Genomic DNA, 17,572 nt, shown 5'->3' with positions numbered 1-17,572 from the left:
AATCGCTGCCCGCGATCGCGTGAAATCAATGCCCGTCATCGCGCGAAACGGGCGCCCGCCATCACGCGAAACACGCAGGCGATTGTCGGCAGGGTAGAGATGCTCAGCACCGGGCGCGTTTCCGCCCCGTCTTCGAAATAGGTTTCGCGCAGCAGATCGAAGGCCTGCACCCTGGGGCCGGACAGTCGCCGTCCCGCCTCGGTCAGCCGGGTCTCGCGCGGGCGGCGCGGGTAAAGCTCAGGTGCCGGGCCACGGCCTCGAAGGCGCACAGCGCCGCCAGCGGCGGAATGGAGATAAGCCAGCCTTATGGATGCTTGCCGAGGCTTTGTTGGTCAGAACCGCGTCAGACTGGCATGATCGCGGCATGGTTCGAATCCTGCATCGCCCGGAGGGTCATATGTCCAGAATTTCGGCCCCGCCCTGCCCGGATCACGTTGGCCACGGCTTTTCCGGCCTGTTGCATGCCCTGCGCCGGCATAAGCCGGCTCTATCCATCTGCGCGGATCGCATGGCACAGCTGGACGATCCGCGCACCCGCAGGGCGCTGGCCGATCTGCCGGCGCATATCCTGCAGGACATCGGCGTGACCGACAACCGCAGCCCGGCCGCCATGCCCCTGGCCGAGGGCGAGGCGCTGCGCCGGCATTTCTGGTGAACTCGGGCAGGCCGGTCAGCCGGCCCGCGCATCCGCAAGGATCATCCGCGCCGCCTTTTCGGCGATCATCATCGTCGGCGCATTGGTATTGCCGCTGGTGATCCTCGGCATGACCGAGGCATCGGCGATGCGCAGCCGCCCCAGCGCCCGCATGCGCAGCTGCGGATCGACCACCGCGCCATCGTCCGTGCCCATGCGGCAGGTGCCGACCGGGTGGAAGATGGTGGTGCCGACATCGCCGGCGGCGCGGATCAGGTCCTCCTCGGTGCGATAGCGCGGGCCGGGGGCGTATTCCTCGGGGTGAAAGCGGCTGAAGGCGGGCTGCGCGGCGATGCGGCGCGTCAGCGCCAACGCCCGCGCCGCCACCTGCCGGTCGCCCGGAGTGGACAGGTAATTCGGCCGGATTGCGGGATGGGCGCGGAAATCCGGGCCGGTGACATGCACCGAGCCGCGGCTTTCCGGGCGCAGGTTGCAGACGCTGGCGGTCATCGCCGGAAAGGGATGCACCGGGTCGCCGAACTTGTCGAGGCTGACCGGCTGCACGTGATATTCCAGATCCGGCGTCGCCTTCTCGGGACCCGAGCGGGTGAATATCCCCGCCTGGCTGGGTGCCATGGACATCGGGCCCGAGCGTTTCAGCAGGTATTCCAGCCCGATCGAGGCCTTGCCCAGCAGCGAGGACGCCTTCTCGTTCAGGGTCGGCACACCCTGCACCTTGTAGATCATCCGCAGCTGCAGATGGTCCTGCAGGTTCTCGCCCAGGGCGGCGACCTCGACCTGCGGCGCGATGCCGGCGGCCTGCAGCACCTCGCCGCGGCCGACGCCGGAATGTTCGAGGATCTGCACCGAGCCGATCGCGCCCGCCGCCAGCACGGTCTCGCGTTCGGCCCGGACCTCGAGGCGCTGGCCCTTGTGGTGCAGCACGACCCCCCTGACCTCGCCCGCCTCGATCAGCAGCCGCTCGACCTCGGCGCCGGTCATCACCCGCAGGTTCGGGCGATAGCGCACGGGTTTCAGGAAGGCGCTGGCGGCGCTCCAGCGCCAGCCGGCCTTCTGGGTGACATGGAAATAGCCGCCGCCCTCATTGTCGCCGCGGTTGAAATCATCGCTGCGCGGGATGCCGGCCTGCGCGGCGGCCTCAAGAAAGGCGTCCAGCACCTCCCAGCGGATGCGGGCGCTCTCGACCCGCAACTCGCCGCCATGGCCATGCGCAGCATCGGCGCCAAGGTAGAAATCCTCCTGGGTGCGGAACAGCGGCAGCACGTCGTCCCAGCCCCAGCCGGCACAGCCCAACTGGCGCCAGTGGTCATAATCCGCCGCCTGCCCGCGCATGTAGATCATGCCGTTGATCGAGGAACAGCCCCCCAGCACCCGGCCGCGCGGATAAAGCAGCGAGCGCCCGTTCAGCCCCGGTTCGGCTTCGGTGCGAAAGCACCAGTCCGTGCGCGGATTGTCGATGCAGTAAAGATAGCCGACCGGGATATGCACCCAGTGATAATTGTCGCTTCCCCCGGCCTCGAGCAGCAGCACGCGGTTCTTCGGGTCCGCGCTCAGGCGATTGGCCAGCACGCATCCGGCGCTGCCGGCGCCAATGACGATGTAATCGCAGCTTTCCATTCCTGTCTCCTTTTGCGGCCCTTGCGGGCCACAGGCTCATGCGTCCGAGCGAAGGCCCAGCCGGCGCCCGGCTTTCGACGCGAAGAACTCGCCCACCAGCCCGCGGCGGAACAGCAGCACGCAGACCATGAACACGACGCCGGTGATGATGGTGACCGGGAAATCCGAGGTCGCCAGATAGTTCTGCAGCGTCACCACCAGCCCGGCGCCGACGATCGGTCCCAGGAGCGTGCCGATGCCGCCCAAGAGCGTCATCAGGATCACCTCGCCCGACATCTGCCAGGCCACGTCGGTCAGGGTGGCGAACTGGAAGATCAGCGCCTTCAGCCCGCCGGCAAGCCCGGCCAGCGCCGCCGACATCACGAAGGCGCCCAGCTTGTAATGCGCCACCGAATAGCCCAGCGAGATGGCGCGCTGTTCGTTTTCGCGGATCGATTTCAGGATCATGCCGAAGGGCGAGTTCACGAAGCGCCAGATGATCAGCAGCCCGATCAGGAACACCGCCAGCGCGAAGAAATACATGTTCATCGGCACCATCAGGTCGATGACCCCGAACAGATGCCCGCGCGGCACGCCCTGCAGCCCGTCCTCGCCATGGGTGAAGGGCGCCTGCAGGCAAAAGAAGAAAAACATCTGCGACAGCGCCAAGGTGATCATGGCGAAATAGATGCCCTGGCGGCGGATGGCGATGGCGCCGATCACCAGCCCCAGCGCCGCCGCGCCCAGCACGCCCACCAGCAGCCCCAGCTCCGGCGTCAGCCCCCATTCCTTGACCGCATGCGCGGTGAAATAGGCCGCGCCGCCAAAGAAGGCCGCATGTCCGAAGCTGAGCAGCCCGGTATAGCCCAGAAGCAGGTTGAAGGCCGAGGCGAACAGCGCGAAGGCCAGCAGCTTCATCAGGAAGATCGGATACAGAAACTGCGGCGCCACCACCAGCGCCAGCAGCATCAGCACCAGCGCTGCCGTGCGGATCTGTCCGGCCAGGGGATGGATGGCGACATGTTCCGCCGCGATGGGTCCGGATTTGCCGGCCATGTCAGGCTTCCTTTCCGAAAAGGCCCGCAGGCCGCAGGATCAGCACGATCGCCATGATGACGAAGATCACGATATTCGATGCCTCGGGGTAAAAGACCTTGGTCAGCCCCTCGACCACGCCCAGCATGTAGCCGGTAAAGATGGCGCCCAGGATCGAGCCCATGCCGCCGACCACCACCACGGCAAAGACCACGATGATCAGATGCGAGCCCATCAGCGGGCTGACCTGATAGACCGGCGCCGCCAGCACGCCGGCGAACGCCGCAAGCCCGGCGCCAAGCGCATAGGTCAGCGTCAAGAGCATCGGCACGTTCACGCCGAAGGCCTGCACCAGCGTCGGGTTTTCCGTCGCCGCGCGCAGATAGGCGCCCAGCTTGGTCCTTTCGATCAAGAGCCAGACCGCCAGGCAGACCGCGGCTGATGCCACCACCACCCAGCCGCGATAGATCGGCAGGAACATGAAGCCGAGGTTCACCGCCCCCGTCAGCTGCGCCGGCGGCGCATAGGGCTTGCCCGAGGCGCCGAAGAAATAGCGAAACGCCCCCTCGATCGCCAGCGCCAGGCCGAAGGTGAACAGCAGCCCGTAAAGCGGATCGAGCTTGTAAAGCCGCGACAGCATCGTGCGCTCGACCACCGCCGACAAAAGCCCGACGATCAGCGGCGACAGCACCAGCGCAACCCAGTAGTTCACCCCGCCCGAAGTCAGCAGAAGCAGCGCCACGAAGGCGCCCAGCATGTATTGCGCGCCATGCGCGAAATTGATCACCCGCAACAGGCCAAAGATCACCGCCAGCCCCAGCGACAGAAGCGCATAGAACGAGCCGTTGATCAGCCCGACCAGCAGCTGCCCCATCAGCGCCTGCACGGGAACGCCAAAGATCATCGTCATGTCTATACCCCCAGTTCCCGATGCAGCAGCTCCATGCGGTTCGGCAGGTCCGAGACCGGGAAATCGGCGATCATCTTGCCATGGTCCATCAGATAGAAACGGTCGGCGACCTTGGCGGCAAAGCGGAAGTTCTGCTCGACCAGCACCACGGTCATGCCGCGCGCCTTGAGCTTGACCAGCACCTCGCCGATGGCCTGGATGATCACCGGGGCGAGACCCTCGGTCGGCTCGTCCAGAAGCAGGCAGCGCGCGCCGGTGCGCAGGATGCGCGCCAGCGCCAGCATCTGCTGCTCGCCCCCCGAAAGCTTGGTGCCGGGGCTGTTGCGCCGCTCCTGCAGGTTCGGGAACAGCTCATAGATCTCGGCGACCGACATGCCGCCCTCGGCCACCTTCGGCGGCAGCATCAGGTTTTCCTCGACCGAGAGGCTGGCAAAGATGCCGCGCTCCTCGGGGATGAACCCAAGGCCGGCGCGGGCGGTCCGGTGCAGCGGCACCCCCATCATGTCCTGGCCGGCGAATTCGATGCTGCCGCTGCGCTTGCGCAATATCCCCATGATCGTGCGCAGCGTCGTGGTCTTGCCCATGCCGTTGCGGCCGAGAATGCAGATCATCTCGCCTTCGTCGACATGCAGATCGACCCCGTGCAGCACATGGCTTTCGCCATACCAGGCCTGCAGGTTCGACACGTTCAGAAGCGGCGCGCTCATGCGTCGGTCCCCATATAGGCGGTGCGCACGCGCGGATCGGCCGAGACCCTGGCATAATCGCCGGTCGCAATGATCTCGCCGCGTTGCAGCACGGTGACGTGATGGCAGATGTCGGCCACGACGTTGAGGTTGTGTTCGACCATCAGCACGGCGCGCTCGGCGGCGACATCGCGGATGATGCCGGCGACCATCTGCACGTCCTCCTGGCCCATGCCGGCCATCGGCTCGTCCAGAAGCAGTACCTGCGGCTCAAGCGCCAGGGTGGTGGCGATCTCCAGCACGCGCTTGCGGCCATAGGACAGGTCGGCGGCGCGGTGGTCGCGGTATTGCGCCAGGCCCAGCTGCCCGATCAGCTCGTCGGCGCGCGCGTCCAGCCGGTCCAGCGCCGAAAGCGGCAGCCAGAACTGTGTCGCCAGCCCGTTCGGGCGCTGCAGCGCCACCTTGACGTTCTCGAGCACCGACAGATGCGGGAATACCGCCGAGATCTGGAACGAGCGCACCAGCCCCATGCGCGCCACCTTGTCGGGGCGCGTCCGGGTGATGTCCTGGCCCAGCAGGGTGATCTGGCCGCGCGTCGGCTGCAGGAATTTGGTCAGCAGGTTGAAGACCGTGGTCTTGCCGGCACCGTTCGGGCCGATCAGCGCGTGGATGCGGGCGTGTTCGACATCCAGATCGACATTGTTGACGGCGGTGAAGCCGGAAAAATCCTTGCCCAGGCCGCGGGCGGAAAGCACCACCCGCGGCTGGTCCTGCGTTGCGGCAGAAACACTGGTCATGGCTTACTTGACCAGCGGGCAGCCGCTTTTGGCCGGGTCCAGATAGGCCTGCTCGCCCGGGATGGTGGCAAGCACCTTGTAGTAATCCCAGGGTTCGGTCACTTCGGCAGGGGTCTTGACCTCCATCAGATAGACATCCGAGATCATCCGGCCGTTGGGCGCGACCTTGCCGTTCTCGGCGAACACGTCATGGACCGGCAGTTCGTGCAGCTTGGCGGCGACGGCCTCGGTCTCATCGGTGCCGGCGGCCTCGATCGCCTTCAGATAGGAGGTCACGGCCGAATAGGTGCCGGCATGGTTCATGTTCGGCATGGCCTTGGTGCGCTCGAAGAAGCGCTTGCCGAATTCGGCGCTTTCCGGGTTGCGGTTCCAGTAGAAGCTTTCGGTCAGGTTCAGCCCCTGCGCGGCGTCAACCCCGACGCCATTCACCTCGGCGATGGTGAACAGCAGCGCCGCCAGCTTCTGTCCGCCCTGGGTGATGCCGAATTCCGCCGCGCCCTTGATGGCATTTTGCGTGTCCATGCCGGCATTGGCCAGGCCGATGACCTTGGCGCCCGAGGACTGCGCCTGCAGCAGGAAGGAGGAGAAGTCGGTGGTCGCCAGCGGGTGGCGGACCGCGCCGACCACGGTGCCGCCCTGCGATTTCACGAATTCCGAGGTCTGCTCCTCAAGCGAATAGCCAAAGGCATAGTCGGCGGTCAGGAAGAACCAGCTGTCGCCGCCCTCCTTCACCAGCGCGCCGCCGGTGCCCACGGCCAGCGCATGCGTGTCATAGGCCCAGTGGAAACCATAGGGGGTGCATTGCTTGCCGGTCAGTTCGGTGGTCGCTGCGCCGGTGTTGATGGTGATTTTCTTCTTTTCCAGGCTCAGCGCCTGCACCGCCAGACCGACCGCCGAGGAGGTCAGTTCCATGATGCTGTCCACCTGTTCGGTGTCATACCACTGCCGCGCGATATTGGCGCCGATGTCGGCCTTGTTCTGGTGGTCGGCGGTCACGATTTCGATCGGGGCGCCCAGCACCTTGCCGCCGAAATCCTCAGCCGCCATCTTCGCCGCCTCATACGAGAACTTGCCGCCGAAATCGGCATAGACGCCGGACTGGTCGTTCAGGATACCGATCTTGACCTTGCCGTCGGACACATCGGCCAGGGCGGGCGTGGCGATCAGGCCGACCGCGGCGGTCGACAGCAGGAATTTCCGCATTCATCTTCTCCCCATTGAACGCGCCTGGCGGGCGGCTGCCCCACCGGGTCGGCTTGTTGTCGTTCCGGGCCGGCCGGCGATTCTGTTCGCCGCCCCTCGACCCGTTGCGGCAGGATGCGGGCAATCGTCTTTTGACACAAGTGTTCAGAAAGGTTTAATTTCATACAGCTTGTGTCCGAATCCGAACAGATGGCCAATCTCAGCTGGGACGATCTGCAGTTTTTCCTCGCGCTCATGCGTGAGCGACAACTGTCGCGCGCCGCGCGCCGGCTGGGCACCTCGCATGTCACCGTGTCGCGCCGCATCGACCGGCTCGAGGAATCGCTGCACACCCGCCTGTTCGAACGCAACCCCCGCGGCTATGAGCCGACCCCCGCCGGCCTGCGCCTGGTCGAGGCCGCCGAGCGCATGGAGGAGGCGGCGGCGCAGATCCCGCTGCAGCAGGGCGGCAGCACCGGCCAGGCCCGGCCGCTGCGCCTGGCGCTGCCCGAGGGCTTTGCCAGCCTGTTCTCGCGCGAGTTCCTTCCCGGCTTCACCCGGCGCTTTCCGCTGATCCTGCTCGAACTGATCACCCTGCCGCAGGTGCTGTCGCTGTCGCGGCGCGAGGCCGAGATCTCGGTCACGCTGGATCCGGTGACGAACGGTCCCTACCGATCCGAACGGCTGGCCGATTACACGCTGCATCTTTACGCGACGCGTGCCTATCTGGATCAGGCACCGCCCCTTGCCCGTCGCGACGACCTGCACCAGCACCGCTTCATCGGCTATATCGAGGAGATGATCTTTGCCCCCGGCCTGGATTACCTGGGCGAGATCCACCCGGCGATCCGGGCGTCGGTGAAAAGTTCAAGCATCTTCAACCAGTTGACCGCGGCGCGCGCCGGGCTGGGCATCGTGGTGCTGCCGCATTTCATCGCAGTCAAATACCCCGAGCTGCGCATCGTCCTGCCCCGGCAGGTGCGACTGGTGCGCAGCTACTGGCTGACCTGCCACCGCGACAACCGCATGATGCGGCGCGAACGCGCGGTAATCGGCTTTCTGGGCGAATCCTTGCGCGAAGGCGGGCCGCAGCTGATCCGTCCCCCCGAGCGCGCGGCGCCCGGGGATCCGCGCCCGCCGCGCTAGGGGGCGCACCCTTTTCCTTGCCGGCGCGGCATGCGAATATGGCCGCGACTGGAAAGAAGGACGACAGGCCGATGAACACGCCCCTCCCCGAGGCCGTGAAGAAATCCATTTTGCTCAGCGGTCTTGCGCCGGACATGCGCGAGCGGCTGCTGAAGGACGCGGTGCGGCGTAGCTACAGCGAGGGCGAGATGATCTTCATGCAGGGCGATCCGGCGCGCGCGGTGTTCATCGTGCTGAACGGTTTCGTGAAACTGTCGCGCATCACCAGCAATGGCAGCGAGGCGGTGGTGTCGATCCTGGGTCGCAACCGCAGCTTTGCCGAGGCAATGGCGCTGCGCGGCACGCCCTATCCGGTCTCGGCCGAGGCGATCTCGGATTGCACGCTGCTGCAGATCGACGGTGCGCGGCTGCGCCAGTTCCTGCTCGAGAACCAGGATTTCGCCATCGGCCTGCTGGCCTCGACCTTCGTGCATCTGCACGGGCTGGTCGAGCAGATCGAAAAGCTCAAGGCCCATACCGGCGTGCAGCGCGTGGCGCAGTTCCTCGCCGACCTGACCGACGCCGAGGAAGGCGAGGCCGAGGTCAAGCTGCCCTACAACAAGCGCCTGATCGCCGGCCACCTGGGCATGCAGCCCGAAAGCCTGTCGCGCGCCTTCGCCCGGCTGCGCAAGCACGGGGTCGAGATCGAGGCCGACCGCGCGGTGATCGCCGACATCGCCGAACTGCGGGCGCTGGTGCTGGACTGACCGCCGGACGGATCGGGCGATCATCGCCCGACCAGTTGCCGATAGATCAGCGGCAGCGCTTCCATCAGCCGGTCCGGATGCGGGATCAGGGAAAACCCGCCCTGGCCAAAGATGCGCGGAAACCAGCTTTTTGCCTCGCGCTCGACGGCGATGCCGTGGACGGCATGGCCGGCCATGCGCGCCTCGCGCACGGCGCGGGCGCTGTCCTCGATGCCGTGGCGGCCCTCGTAATGGTCCAGATCGTTGGGCTTGCCATCGGTGATCACCAGCAAGAGCCGGCGGCTGCTGGCCTGGCCCGACAGCCCGGCCGAGGCATGGCGGATGCCCGCGCCCAGCCGGGTGTAAAAGCGCGGGCGCAGGCTGGCGATGCGCCGCTCGATGCCGGGGCTCATCGGCTCGTCAAAGCCCTTGCAGGTGCTGAGAAACACCCGGTCGCGCTTGAGCGAGGAAAAGCCGTTGATGGCAAAGCGGTCGCCGCAGGCCTCCAGCCCCCAGGCCAGCGCCGCCAGCGCCTCGCGCTCGATCTCGATCACCGCCCGGCCGGTGACCGCGCTTTCGGTCGAACGCGACACGTCGAGCAGGATCGACACCGCAAGGCTGCGCGCCAGCGGCCGTGACTGGCGCCAGATGCGGTCGCTGCCCTGGCCGGTCGCGCGCAGGTCCGCGGCCGAGCGCACCACGGCCTCGGCGTCCAGTTCCTCGCCGTCGCGATGGCCCGAGGTGGTGATGCGGCCCGGGCGCAGCGCCTCGAACTGGCGGCGCACGGCACGGATGCGGCGCGGCGCCTGCGGGTCGGAACTCAGCGGCTCGTCGGTCTCGGCGGCGCGGTTCTCCAGCACCCGCACATGGTCGGGCAGATAGCGGCCGCGGCGCGCGTCCCATTCCGGATAGGTGTGGATGCCCGCCACCGCCTCGAGGTCGGCGTCCTCGGGAGCAAGGTCCAGATGCAGGCGCAGCCGTGTCGCCGGCGCCTTGGAGATCTGGCCTATGCCCAGTTCCTCCATGTCCTCGGCGGCCTTCTTGGCGTCGTCCTCGTCGTCGTCATCGACATGACGGTTCAGGTTCATCAGATCGGCCCAGCTCAGCAGGGCCTCGAACTTGTGCAGGATCAGGCTGTCGCGGCGCTCGGGCTGGTCGCTCTTGCGGCGCCGGGCGCGGAACATGCGCGGATTGGCGTGATCGGCGGCGATGCCGTCGGGCTGCTCGCCCGAGGCTGCGGCCGCGGCCGTCTCGGGCAGGGTGAAATCGGGCCAGAGCGCCACCGGCCGCAGCGGCAGATAGCCGCGCGGCGCCGTGGCCTCGGGGGCGTCCAGCATCGCCAGCCATTCCTGCGACTGCGGCGGCAGCGGCCCGGGATCGCCCAGAAGATGGCAGACCAGCGCCTCCATCGCCGCCTCGGCGGGCGGCAGCGGGTCGCGCGGGCGCAGGGACAGCGCCATGGCGCAAAGGTCGTGGTAAAGCCCGGCCAGCCCCGGCGCATCCTCGAGCGTCGCCGCGACCGCGCGTCGCGCCGCGCCCAGTTGCGCCAGATCGCGCGCCAGCGGGTCGGCGGGCGGGTGGCTCAGTGTGCCATGCGCGGCGCAGGCGGCCAGCCACAGGTAAAGCGTGCCATTCGCCTCGCGCGTGGGCAGCACCGCCAGACGTTCCGGCAGGCGCAGGATCTCGCCGTCAAAACGGGTGACGGGCAGGCTTTCGGCCACGGTGCCGATGCGGCGCCACCAGCCGATGCGATGGCGCGAGCTTTGCGTGGCGGCGGGGCGGATCTCGATCGAGGGGGCGCCGCCGAGGCCGCGAAACAGCACCGCCAGCCGGCCCGAGACCTCGGCCAGCTGCACCGCCTGTTCGTCGAATTCCTGCGGCGCGCCAAAGCTGCTGGCCCAGTTGTGCCAGAGCTTGCCGACGGTCTCTTCGGGCTCCCAGGGTTCGATGTCCAGTCCCATGCCGCGCCCCTCAGCCGAAGATGGCCGCGGTCAGGTCGCGCAGGCCGCGCTTGACCTCGGCATCGTCGGTCAGCGGCTCGATCATCGCCGCCTCGATGGCGCGGTCGATTTTCATGCCGCGCGCGATCAGGCTGGCGGCATAGACCACCAGACGCGTCGAGACACCCTCCTCGAGGTCCTGGCCCTTGAGGCCGCGGATCTTGCCGGCCAGACGCACCAGCCGCGAGGCGCGGTCGGCGTCGAGGCCGCTTTCGCGGGTGACGATCTCGGTCTCGCGCGAGGCTTCGGGAAAATCGAACTCCAGCGCCACGAAGCGTTGCCGGGTCGAGGGCTTCAGCGTCTTGAGGATGTTCTGGTAGCCTGGGTTGTAGCTGGCCACCAGCATGAAGCCGGGGGCGGCCTCGATCTCCTCGCCGGTGCGGTCGATGGGCAGGATGCGGCGGTCGTCGGTCAGCGGGTGCAGCACCACGGTCACATCCTTGCGCGCCTCGACCACCTCGTCGAGATAGCAGATCGCGCCCTCGCGCACGGCGCGGGTCAGCGGGCCGTCGGTCCAGACCGTCTCGCCGCCTTTCAGCAGATAGCGCCCGATCAGGTCGGCGGCCGACAGGTCGTCATGGCAGGCCACGGTGTAAAGCGGCCGGCCCAGCCGCGCCGCCATATGGGCGACGAAGCGGGTCTTGCCGCAGCCGGTCGGGCCTTTCAGCAGCACCGGCAGGTCGTTGGCGGCCGCGGCCTCGAAGACCGAGACCTCGTCCGATTGCGGCAGGTAGAAGGGGGCGTTGGCCGCCCCCCCCGTCGTGGTTTTCGCATGCGCGTTCATGGCTTACTCCGCAGCCTCCAGATGGCCGTCCTTGTGCGACTGCACCGGGCCGGCGCTGACGACCTCGCGGCCGGGGAACAGCACGGCATAGATGAACAGCAGCGCACCCAGCACCACCGCCACGCCCGAGCCGAAGCGCATCCAGTAAAACAGCCCCAGCCCGTCCTGCACATCCATGAAGAACCCGCCCTCGACGCGCTGCAGATGCGTCTGCACCGTGCCGGCGAAGGTCAGCGTCACCGTCATGAACACCATGCCCGAGGACATCAGCCAGAAGGCGGCCATGTTCAGCACCTGGTTGTAGGGATCGCGGTTCTTCAGGATCGGCATGGTGAAGGTCACCAGCGCCAGCACTACGCAGACATAGGCACCATAGAAAGCCAGATGGCCGTGTGCTGCGGTGATCTGCGTGCCGTGGGTATAGTAGTTCACCCCGTGCAGCGTGTGCAGGAAGCCCCAGACGCCGGCGCCAAAGAAGGCCAGCACCGTGCAGCCCAGGCTCCAGACCAGCGCGGCCTTGTTCGGGTGGTCGCGACGGCCCTTCCAGACCATGACGAAGGCGAAGGACATCATGGCGAAGAAGGGCACGATCTCGAGGCTCGAGAAGATCGAGCCGATCCACTGCCAGTAGGCCGGCAGGCCGATCCAGAAGTAGTGGTGCCCGGTGCCGAGAATCCCCGAGAACAGCGCCGTGGCGACGATGACGTAAAGCCATTTCTCGACCACCTCGCGGTCGACGCCGGTCAGCTTCAGCATCAGGAAGGCCAGGATCGAGGCCATGATCAGTTCCCAGACGCCCTCGACCCACAGATGGACGACCCACCACCAGTACTGCTTGTCCAGCACCAGGTTGTTGGGGTTGAAGAAGGCGAACAGCCACAGCACCACCAGGCCCCAGAGACCCAGCAGCAGCACGTTGGTGACCGCCGTGCGCCGGCCCTTCAGTGCCGTCACGCTGACGTTGTACATGAAGATCACCGCGGCGACGGTGATGCCCAGCTTGACCCAGGTCGGCTGTTCAAGGAACTCGCGCCCCTGCATGCCGAACAGCCAGCTGCCGTTGAACAGGTTGAACAGGTAGGTGACCACCGCCCCCAGCGTGCCCAGGACCAGCACGAACAACTGCAGATAGGCCAGCGCCGGCGAATGGATGTCGCGCTCGGCCTCTTCGGGCAGGATGTAATAGGTGGCGCCGAAGAACCCGAGCAGCAGCCACACGATCAGCGCGTTGGTGTGCAGCATGCGCACCACGTTGAAGGGCAGCAGTTCCGACAGGAAATTCGGGTTCACATAGATATAGCCCATTACCAGGCCAAAGGTGACCTGCAGGGCAAACAGCGCCATGGCCACCAGGAAATAGGCATAGGCGATGCGTTGCGTTTGGTATCTCATTGCTATGTCCCCCTCAGCCGGCGTCGTTTGGCGGCCAGTTCTGGGTATTGATCGTGCCGGTGAACAGCAGGAAGTCGGCAAGCGCCTTGTATTCCTCGTCCGTCAGCTCGAAGGACGGCATCTGCCGGCGGCCCTCGATGCCGGTGGGCATGGATTGCATCCAGCTTTTCAGCGTCTCGGTCGCGGATTCGGGGTCGTCCTGCACGCCCCAACGGCGCATGACATTGCCAAGCTCGGGGGCGAAATAGGCGCCCTCGCCCAGCAGCGTGTGGCAGTTGATGCAGGCATTGCGTTCCCAGATGTGCTTGCCCTCGACCACCGAGGCCGTGAGCTTGCTTTCATCCACCGCCTTGGTGCGGGCGTAGATGTGGCTGTGTACAGTCAATGCACCAAAGACCAAGATGAAGAATATGGACCCGCCGTAAAAGACGTTCCGGGCCATGCTCTTGGTCATGATTTCGCTCATGACGCGGGTCCCTATCTGTTATTATCGGATATGCTCTACTGGCCCCGGGGGCCAGGTCTTTCATTGATGTAAGTCAAGCGTCCTGATTATTCTCACGAAACGGCGAGCAACTCAATGCCCGCGCCGGGAAACTGCGCCGCGGCGGCCTCGGCCGCATCGCGCCCGAGCAGGCACAGCGCCGTGGACAGACCGTCGGCGACCGCCGCCTCGGGGGCGCTGACCGAGACCGTGCGCCAGAGCGGCATGCGCCCGTCGGGGGCGATGATATGGGGCAGATCGCGCGGCCCGATGCGCGTCCCCGAGGGTGACGATGTGGCCAGCGCCCGGTCGCTGAGGGTGATGCGGCGCAGCACCCCGCCCCCGGCATCGGCAATGCCCGCCTCCCAGGGGCCAAGGGCGCGCAGCTCGCCACAGTCGATCAGCACCTCGGTCAGGTCGTGGCGAGCGGCGGCGCGCGCGAGCCGGTCGGCGGCCCAGCCCTGCGCCAGCCCGTTGAAGGTCAGGCCCATGCCGGGCCGCCCGAGGCGGATCTCTTGCGCCGACCACTCCACCTCCTGCCAGCCGGTCAGGCGCCGCGCCGCGGCCTCGTCCCGGCCGGTGGCCCGCGCCAGCCACAGCGGCTGCACGCTGGGGTCGAACATGCCGCCGGTGGCGCGGTGCAGCCGCTCGGTCAGCGCCAGCAGCTCCAGCATGCCCTCGGCGGGAAACCGCAGCCGACCGTCGCGGTTCAGCCGCACCAGATCCGAATCGCGATGCAGCGAGAACAGGCTTTCGACATGGGCCAGTTCGCGCGTGGCCGCGTCGAAAAAGCCCCGCGCCTGCGCCGGGCTGGCCCCGGCAAGGCGCAGCGAGACATCCGCGCCCATGGCCTGGCCGCGCCAGGTCTCAAGCGCCGCCGCCCGATGCGGCAGCGCCGCGCAGGCGGCCAGCATCAGGAAGCGGCGCCGGTTCATGCCGCCACCTTGCCGCGCGGGCGCGCTGCAAAGAACACCGGCCACAGCGCCACCGTGTAAAGCGCCAGCGCCAGGCACCACAGCAGGGCGGCCCCGACCACGCCCAGCCCGTAAAGACCGGCCCATTCCGAGCCCGCCCAACGCAGGATCGCCGCCAGCGGCATCAGCGCATAGGCCAGCGCCACCGGGCGCGGCGCCACCAGGGCGCGGCCGCTGTGGCCCAGGGCGGCGCGGCTCATCACCGCGACGGTCATGCCGCCGATGCCGCCGATGCCCAGCAGGTGCAGGGCGCCGATTTCGGAACCAAGGCCCAGCTGCGCCAGACCCCAGGCGATGAACCCCAGCGCCAGCATGCCATAGCCCAGATGCAGCGCCCAGACGATGGGCTGGCCCGGCAGCGCCAGCGCCCGCCAGCCCGAAAGCCGCGCCAGCGCCGCAAGGCCCGCCAGCAGTGCCAGCGTGCCCGTCACCGCGTCCGGCAGGCCGATCAGCATGGTCAGCGCGGTCAGGATGGCCAGCGCCGTGCCGGCCAGATCCAGCTTCTGGTGGCTGACCGGCAGGCGGGCCTCCTGCCCCTCGCGCAGCATGGCGTTGCGGGTAAAGGCGGGCGTCACCCGCCCGCCCATGGCCGCGATCATGGCGCAGACGGTCAACAGCCCGGCGCGCAGCCCCTGCATCTCGGTCCCCGCCAGCCCCATCCATTCCAGATGCACCATGAGGTTCGACAGCCACAGCATCGAGATCAGCAGCAGGAACATCATGTTCTGCGGCTTGGGCCGCACCATCAGCTGCGTCAGGATCTTGGCGGCCAGCACCGGCAGGAAGGCAAGGTCCACGACCGCGACAAGCGCCGCCGGCAGGGCGCCGGACAGGCCGACCGCCAGCCGCCCCGCCAGCCACAGGCCCGAGACCAGCAGGATGAAGCGCTCGGGCGCCTCCTTGGCGCCGGTCCAGTTCGGCACCGCGGTCAGGAAGAACCCGCCGATCGCCGCCACCGCATAGCCAAAGATCATCTCATGCGCGTGCCAGAGCTGCGGTGCCACGCCCAGCCCGCCATCCGAACCCGTCCACCACCACATCAGCCAGAGCGCCACCGAAAGCACCCCCCAAAGGCCGGCGGCCAGGAAGAACACCCGCCAGCCGGCGGAAAACAGATGGTCAGGTTTCATGTCGTCTTCGTCTCCTTTGGCGCGGGTTCGGCCCGCGCACGGCGTTTCAGCACCGGGCAGGTCTGCGGGTCGTTCATCACGACCTGGCAGCGCAAGCATAGCACGCATTCATTGGGATTGATCCGGCCCAGCGGGTCGATGGCACCGACGGTGCATTTCGTCTCGCACAGCCGGCATTCGCGGCCGCATTGCGGGCGGCGGCGCAGCCAGTCGAAGATCTTCAGCTTGGCCGGAATCGCCAGCCCGGCGCCCAGCGGGCACAGGTAGCGGCAATAGAAGCGCTCGATGAACAGCCCCCCCGCCAGCACCGCCAGCGCGAACAGCACGAAAGGCCATGCGCGCATGAACCGCATCGAGATCGCGGTCTTGAACGGCTCGACCTCGGCCAGCAGCAACGCCTGCTCCATGCTGTAGAAACTGAGGGCCACGATGGCCACGAACAGCGTGTACTTAATCACCCAGAGCCTTTCGTGCAGGCCCTGCGGCACGGCAATCTGTCGCACCCCCAGCTTTTGCGCAACCGCGTTCATCAGTTCCTGCAGCGCGCCAAAGGGGCACAGCCAGCCACAGAACACCCCGCGGCCCCAGAACAAGAGCCCCAGCGCCACCGCCGACCAGATCAGGAAGATGATCGGTTCGATCAGGAAGGTTTCCCAGTGAAAGCCTGAAAACAGCGCGTTCAGGAAGGCCACGACCTGCACCACCGAAAGCTGCCCGTTCAGCCACCAGCCGAGGATGAACAGCGTCGCCGCCAGATAGGACAGCCGCACCCGCCGCCACAGCTTGGGCCGGCGCACCAGCGCCTCCTGCCCGAACAGGATCAGCGCCAGCACGAACAGCATGACGCCCACGACCAGGATGCCGGGGATCTTTTTCCACCAGAATTCCTGCCACAGCGGCGTCTCGGCGGGTTCAGCGACCATGAAGGCGGTCGGCAGGCGGATGGTGGCGCGGATCGGCAAGCTGGCCTCGGTGCCGTTGGCCAGCGGCCGCCTTGCGGTCACCACCAGGTCGAAGGGCTGGTGCGGGTCGATGCCGGTCGCACCGACATTGATCCGGAAGAGGCTGATTTCCTTGAATTCCGGCGCATCCGGCAGGGCAAGCGATTCGACCAGGGTGAAATCCGTGTCGCGCGGCTCGATCCGGGTGGCACCCTGTTCGAAGGCAATGCGCTCGAACCGGCCCGAGCGGCGCCATTCGGTGCCGCGCGGGCTGTAAAGGCCGCGCGACATCACCGCCACCAGCGCCTCGTCGGGGCCGAGCCCGCCCATGGCGGCGGCGAATGCCTGCTCGCCCAGCAGGTTGCGCCCGACCGTGGGCGTGTCGATGATGCCGGCGTAAAGTTCCAGGAAGGGCGCGTCCGAAGGCTCCAGCGGCACCTTGGCGCCGGCAAAGGCCTGGGCAGCATCGGCCATGGTCACCAGGCGGTGGCCGAAGGCCTGTTCGTTCAGCAGGTCGGCCCAGGTCGCGGGGTGAAAGCCCACGCGGTCGATGCCGCCGCCGCCCAGGCCCTGCGCCTGCGCCAGCACCCGGCCGACGCGCAGGATGCCGTCGCGGATCACCCCGGTCGAGACCGTGGCGCGCGAGATCACCGGCGGCAGCTTGCGGTCCGCCGCCGCCGCCTGCGACAGATCGACACCGCGAAAGGCGTCGACATAGGCGACGATCTGCGCGTCCGAGATGCCAAGACTCAGCACCGGCTCGGTCTGGCGCAGCAGTTTCGCGCCAGCGATCACGCCTTGCGGATTCACCGCCACCAGCACGTCCAGCGGCTTGCCGGAATAGCCGGTGGTGCCGCCGATCTCCCAGCTTGAACCGATCAGGCCCAGCACTTTGCCGTCCTGCGTCACCTGCCAGCCCGGCACCGGCGTTTCCTGGCGGTCGAGGACCACCGCGCCCTCGGCGCCGAACAGTTCCTGCGCCAGGCGCGGATCGGGCACCGAGAGCGGCTCGGCCGCCGCAGCGGGCAGCGCCAGGACAAGCAGCGCCAGCAGCGACGCCAGAATTCGGATGCGTGCGAACAGGGAATCGCCGGTCATGGTCCTGAACCCCGGTGGTTGTGAATTCGCTCATCGC

The 17,572-nt window shown here is 67.3% G+C and carries 17 protein-coding genes; 3 read left to right on the top strand and 14 right to left on the bottom strand.

Translation table 11 applies throughout. The annotated features are described in order from the left end of the window. Positions 1–35: 35 nt before the first annotated feature. Positions 36–170 (bottom strand): hypothetical protein, encoded by a 135-nt coding sequence (locus tag WMK75_RS05560; RefSeq protein WP_347266668.1) that lies wholly within the window; start codon positions 168–170, stop codon positions 36–38. Positions 171–508: 338 nt separating this feature from the next. Between WMK75_RS05560 and WMK75_RS05555 the strand changes: the two genes are divergently transcribed. Further along, a complete protein-coding gene (locus WMK75_RS05555) occupies positions 509–655 on the top strand; it encodes a DUF1127 domain-containing protein (RefSeq protein ID WP_347266667.1) in 147 nt (48 codons plus the stop codon). Between the two features lie 15 nt (positions 656–670). Here WMK75_RS05555 and WMK75_RS05550 read toward each other — a convergent pair whose 3' ends face one another. The 6 genes from WMK75_RS05550 to WMK75_RS05525 are packed head-to-tail and all read right to left on the bottom strand — an operon-like array spanning position 671 to position 6,882. Beyond that, entirely contained in the window at positions 671–2,272 is a 1,602-nt protein-coding gene (locus tag WMK75_RS05550) for a GMC family oxidoreductase N-terminal domain-containing protein (RefSeq protein ID WP_347266666.1), read from the bottom strand. Between the two features lie 36 nt (positions 2,273–2,308). Then, a complete protein-coding gene (locus WMK75_RS05545) occupies positions 2,309–3,307 on the bottom strand; it encodes a branched-chain amino acid ABC transporter permease (protein WP_347266665.1) in 999 nt (332 codons plus the stop codon). A 1-nt stretch (position 3,308) separates the two neighbouring features. Then, the gene (locus WMK75_RS05540; protein ID WP_347266664.1) at positions 3,309–4,196 is read right to left on the bottom strand and encodes a branched-chain amino acid ABC transporter permease; all 888 of its coding nucleotides are present in this window, start codon (positions 4,194–4,196) and stop codon (positions 3,309–3,311) included. Positions 4,197–4,198: 2 nt separating this feature from the next. Beyond that, complete coding sequence (locus WMK75_RS05535; RefSeq protein WP_347266663.1) at positions 4,199–4,903, bottom strand: ABC transporter ATP-binding protein; 705 nt, start codon at positions 4,901–4,903, stop codon at positions 4,199–4,201. Beyond that, a complete protein-coding gene (locus WMK75_RS05530; protein ID WP_347266662.1) occupies positions 4,900–5,679 on the bottom strand; it encodes an ABC transporter ATP-binding protein in 780 nt (259 codons plus the stop codon). The genes WMK75_RS05535 and WMK75_RS05530 overlap by 4 nt, the downstream gene beginning before the upstream one ends. 3 nt (positions 5,680–5,682) lie before the next feature. Beyond that, positions 5,683–6,882 (bottom strand): ABC transporter substrate-binding protein, encoded by a 1,200-nt coding sequence (locus tag WMK75_RS05525; protein WP_347266661.1) that lies wholly within the window; start codon positions 6,880–6,882, stop codon positions 5,683–5,685. 189 nt (positions 6,883–7,071) lie between these two features. Between WMK75_RS05525 and WMK75_RS05520 the strand changes: the two genes are divergently transcribed. Together WMK75_RS05520 and WMK75_RS05515 are read left to right on the top strand one after the other, a co-directional pair. Next, positions 7,072–8,007 (top strand): LysR family transcriptional regulator, encoded by a 936-nt coding sequence (locus WMK75_RS05520; protein ID WP_347266660.1) that lies wholly within the window; start codon positions 7,072–7,074, stop codon positions 8,005–8,007. A gap of 71 nt (positions 8,008–8,078) precedes the next feature. After that, complete coding sequence (locus WMK75_RS05515) at positions 8,079–8,753, top strand: Crp/Fnr family transcriptional regulator (RefSeq protein ID WP_347266659.1); 675 nt, start codon at positions 8,079–8,081, stop codon at positions 8,751–8,753. Positions 8,754–8,773: 20 nt separating this feature from the next. On the opposite strand, the gene WMK75_RS05510 is transcribed toward WMK75_RS05515, so the two are convergent. The 7 genes from WMK75_RS05510 to WMK75_RS05480 form a co-directional block, all read right to left on the bottom strand. Next, positions 8,774–10,693 (bottom strand): nitric oxide reductase D protein, encoded by a 1,920-nt coding sequence (locus WMK75_RS05510; RefSeq protein WP_347266658.1) that lies wholly within the window; start codon positions 10,691–10,693, stop codon positions 8,774–8,776. A gap of 10 nt (positions 10,694–10,703) precedes the next feature. Next, positions 10,704–11,516, bottom strand: a complete 813-nt coding sequence (locus WMK75_RS05505) for a CbbQ/NirQ/NorQ/GpvN family protein (protein ID WP_347266657.1) — start codon at positions 11,514–11,516, stop codon at positions 10,704–10,706. Positions 11,517–11,519: 3 nt separating this feature from the next. Continuing rightward, positions 11,520–12,908 (bottom strand): cbb3-type cytochrome c oxidase subunit I, encoded by a 1,389-nt coding sequence (locus WMK75_RS05500; protein ID WP_347266656.1) that lies wholly within the window; start codon positions 12,906–12,908, stop codon positions 11,520–11,522. 13 nt (positions 12,909–12,921) lie between these two features. Beyond that, the gene (locus WMK75_RS05495) at positions 12,922–13,374 is read right to left on the bottom strand and encodes a cytochrome c (protein WP_347266655.1); all 453 of its coding nucleotides are present in this window, start codon (positions 13,372–13,374) and stop codon (positions 12,922–12,924) included. Between the two features lie 92 nt (positions 13,375–13,466). Further along, complete coding sequence (locus WMK75_RS05490; protein ID WP_347266654.1) at positions 13,467–14,327, bottom strand: FAD:protein FMN transferase; 861 nt, start codon at positions 14,325–14,327, stop codon at positions 13,467–13,469. Next, positions 14,324–15,496, bottom strand: a complete 1,173-nt coding sequence (locus WMK75_RS05485; protein WP_347266653.1) for an NnrS family protein — start codon at positions 15,494–15,496, stop codon at positions 14,324–14,326. Before WMK75_RS05485 ends, WMK75_RS05490 begins: the two co-directional genes overlap by 4 nt. After that, positions 15,493–17,535, bottom strand: a complete 2,043-nt coding sequence (locus tag WMK75_RS05480; RefSeq protein WP_347266652.1) for a 4Fe-4S binding protein — start codon at positions 17,533–17,535, stop codon at positions 15,493–15,495. The genes WMK75_RS05485 and WMK75_RS05480 overlap by 4 nt, the downstream gene beginning before the upstream one ends. Positions 17,536–17,572: the final 37 nt, after the last annotated feature.

Source organism: Paracoccus sp. (in: a-proteobacteria), from assembly GCF_039808215.1.
In the GTDB taxonomy this organism is placed as follows: Bacteria; Pseudomonadota; Alphaproteobacteria; order Rhodobacterales; family Rhodobacteraceae; genus Paracoccus.
The sequence above is the reverse complement of the archived record's forward strand: the minus strand, read 5'-3'. Positions and strand labels throughout refer to the sequence as shown.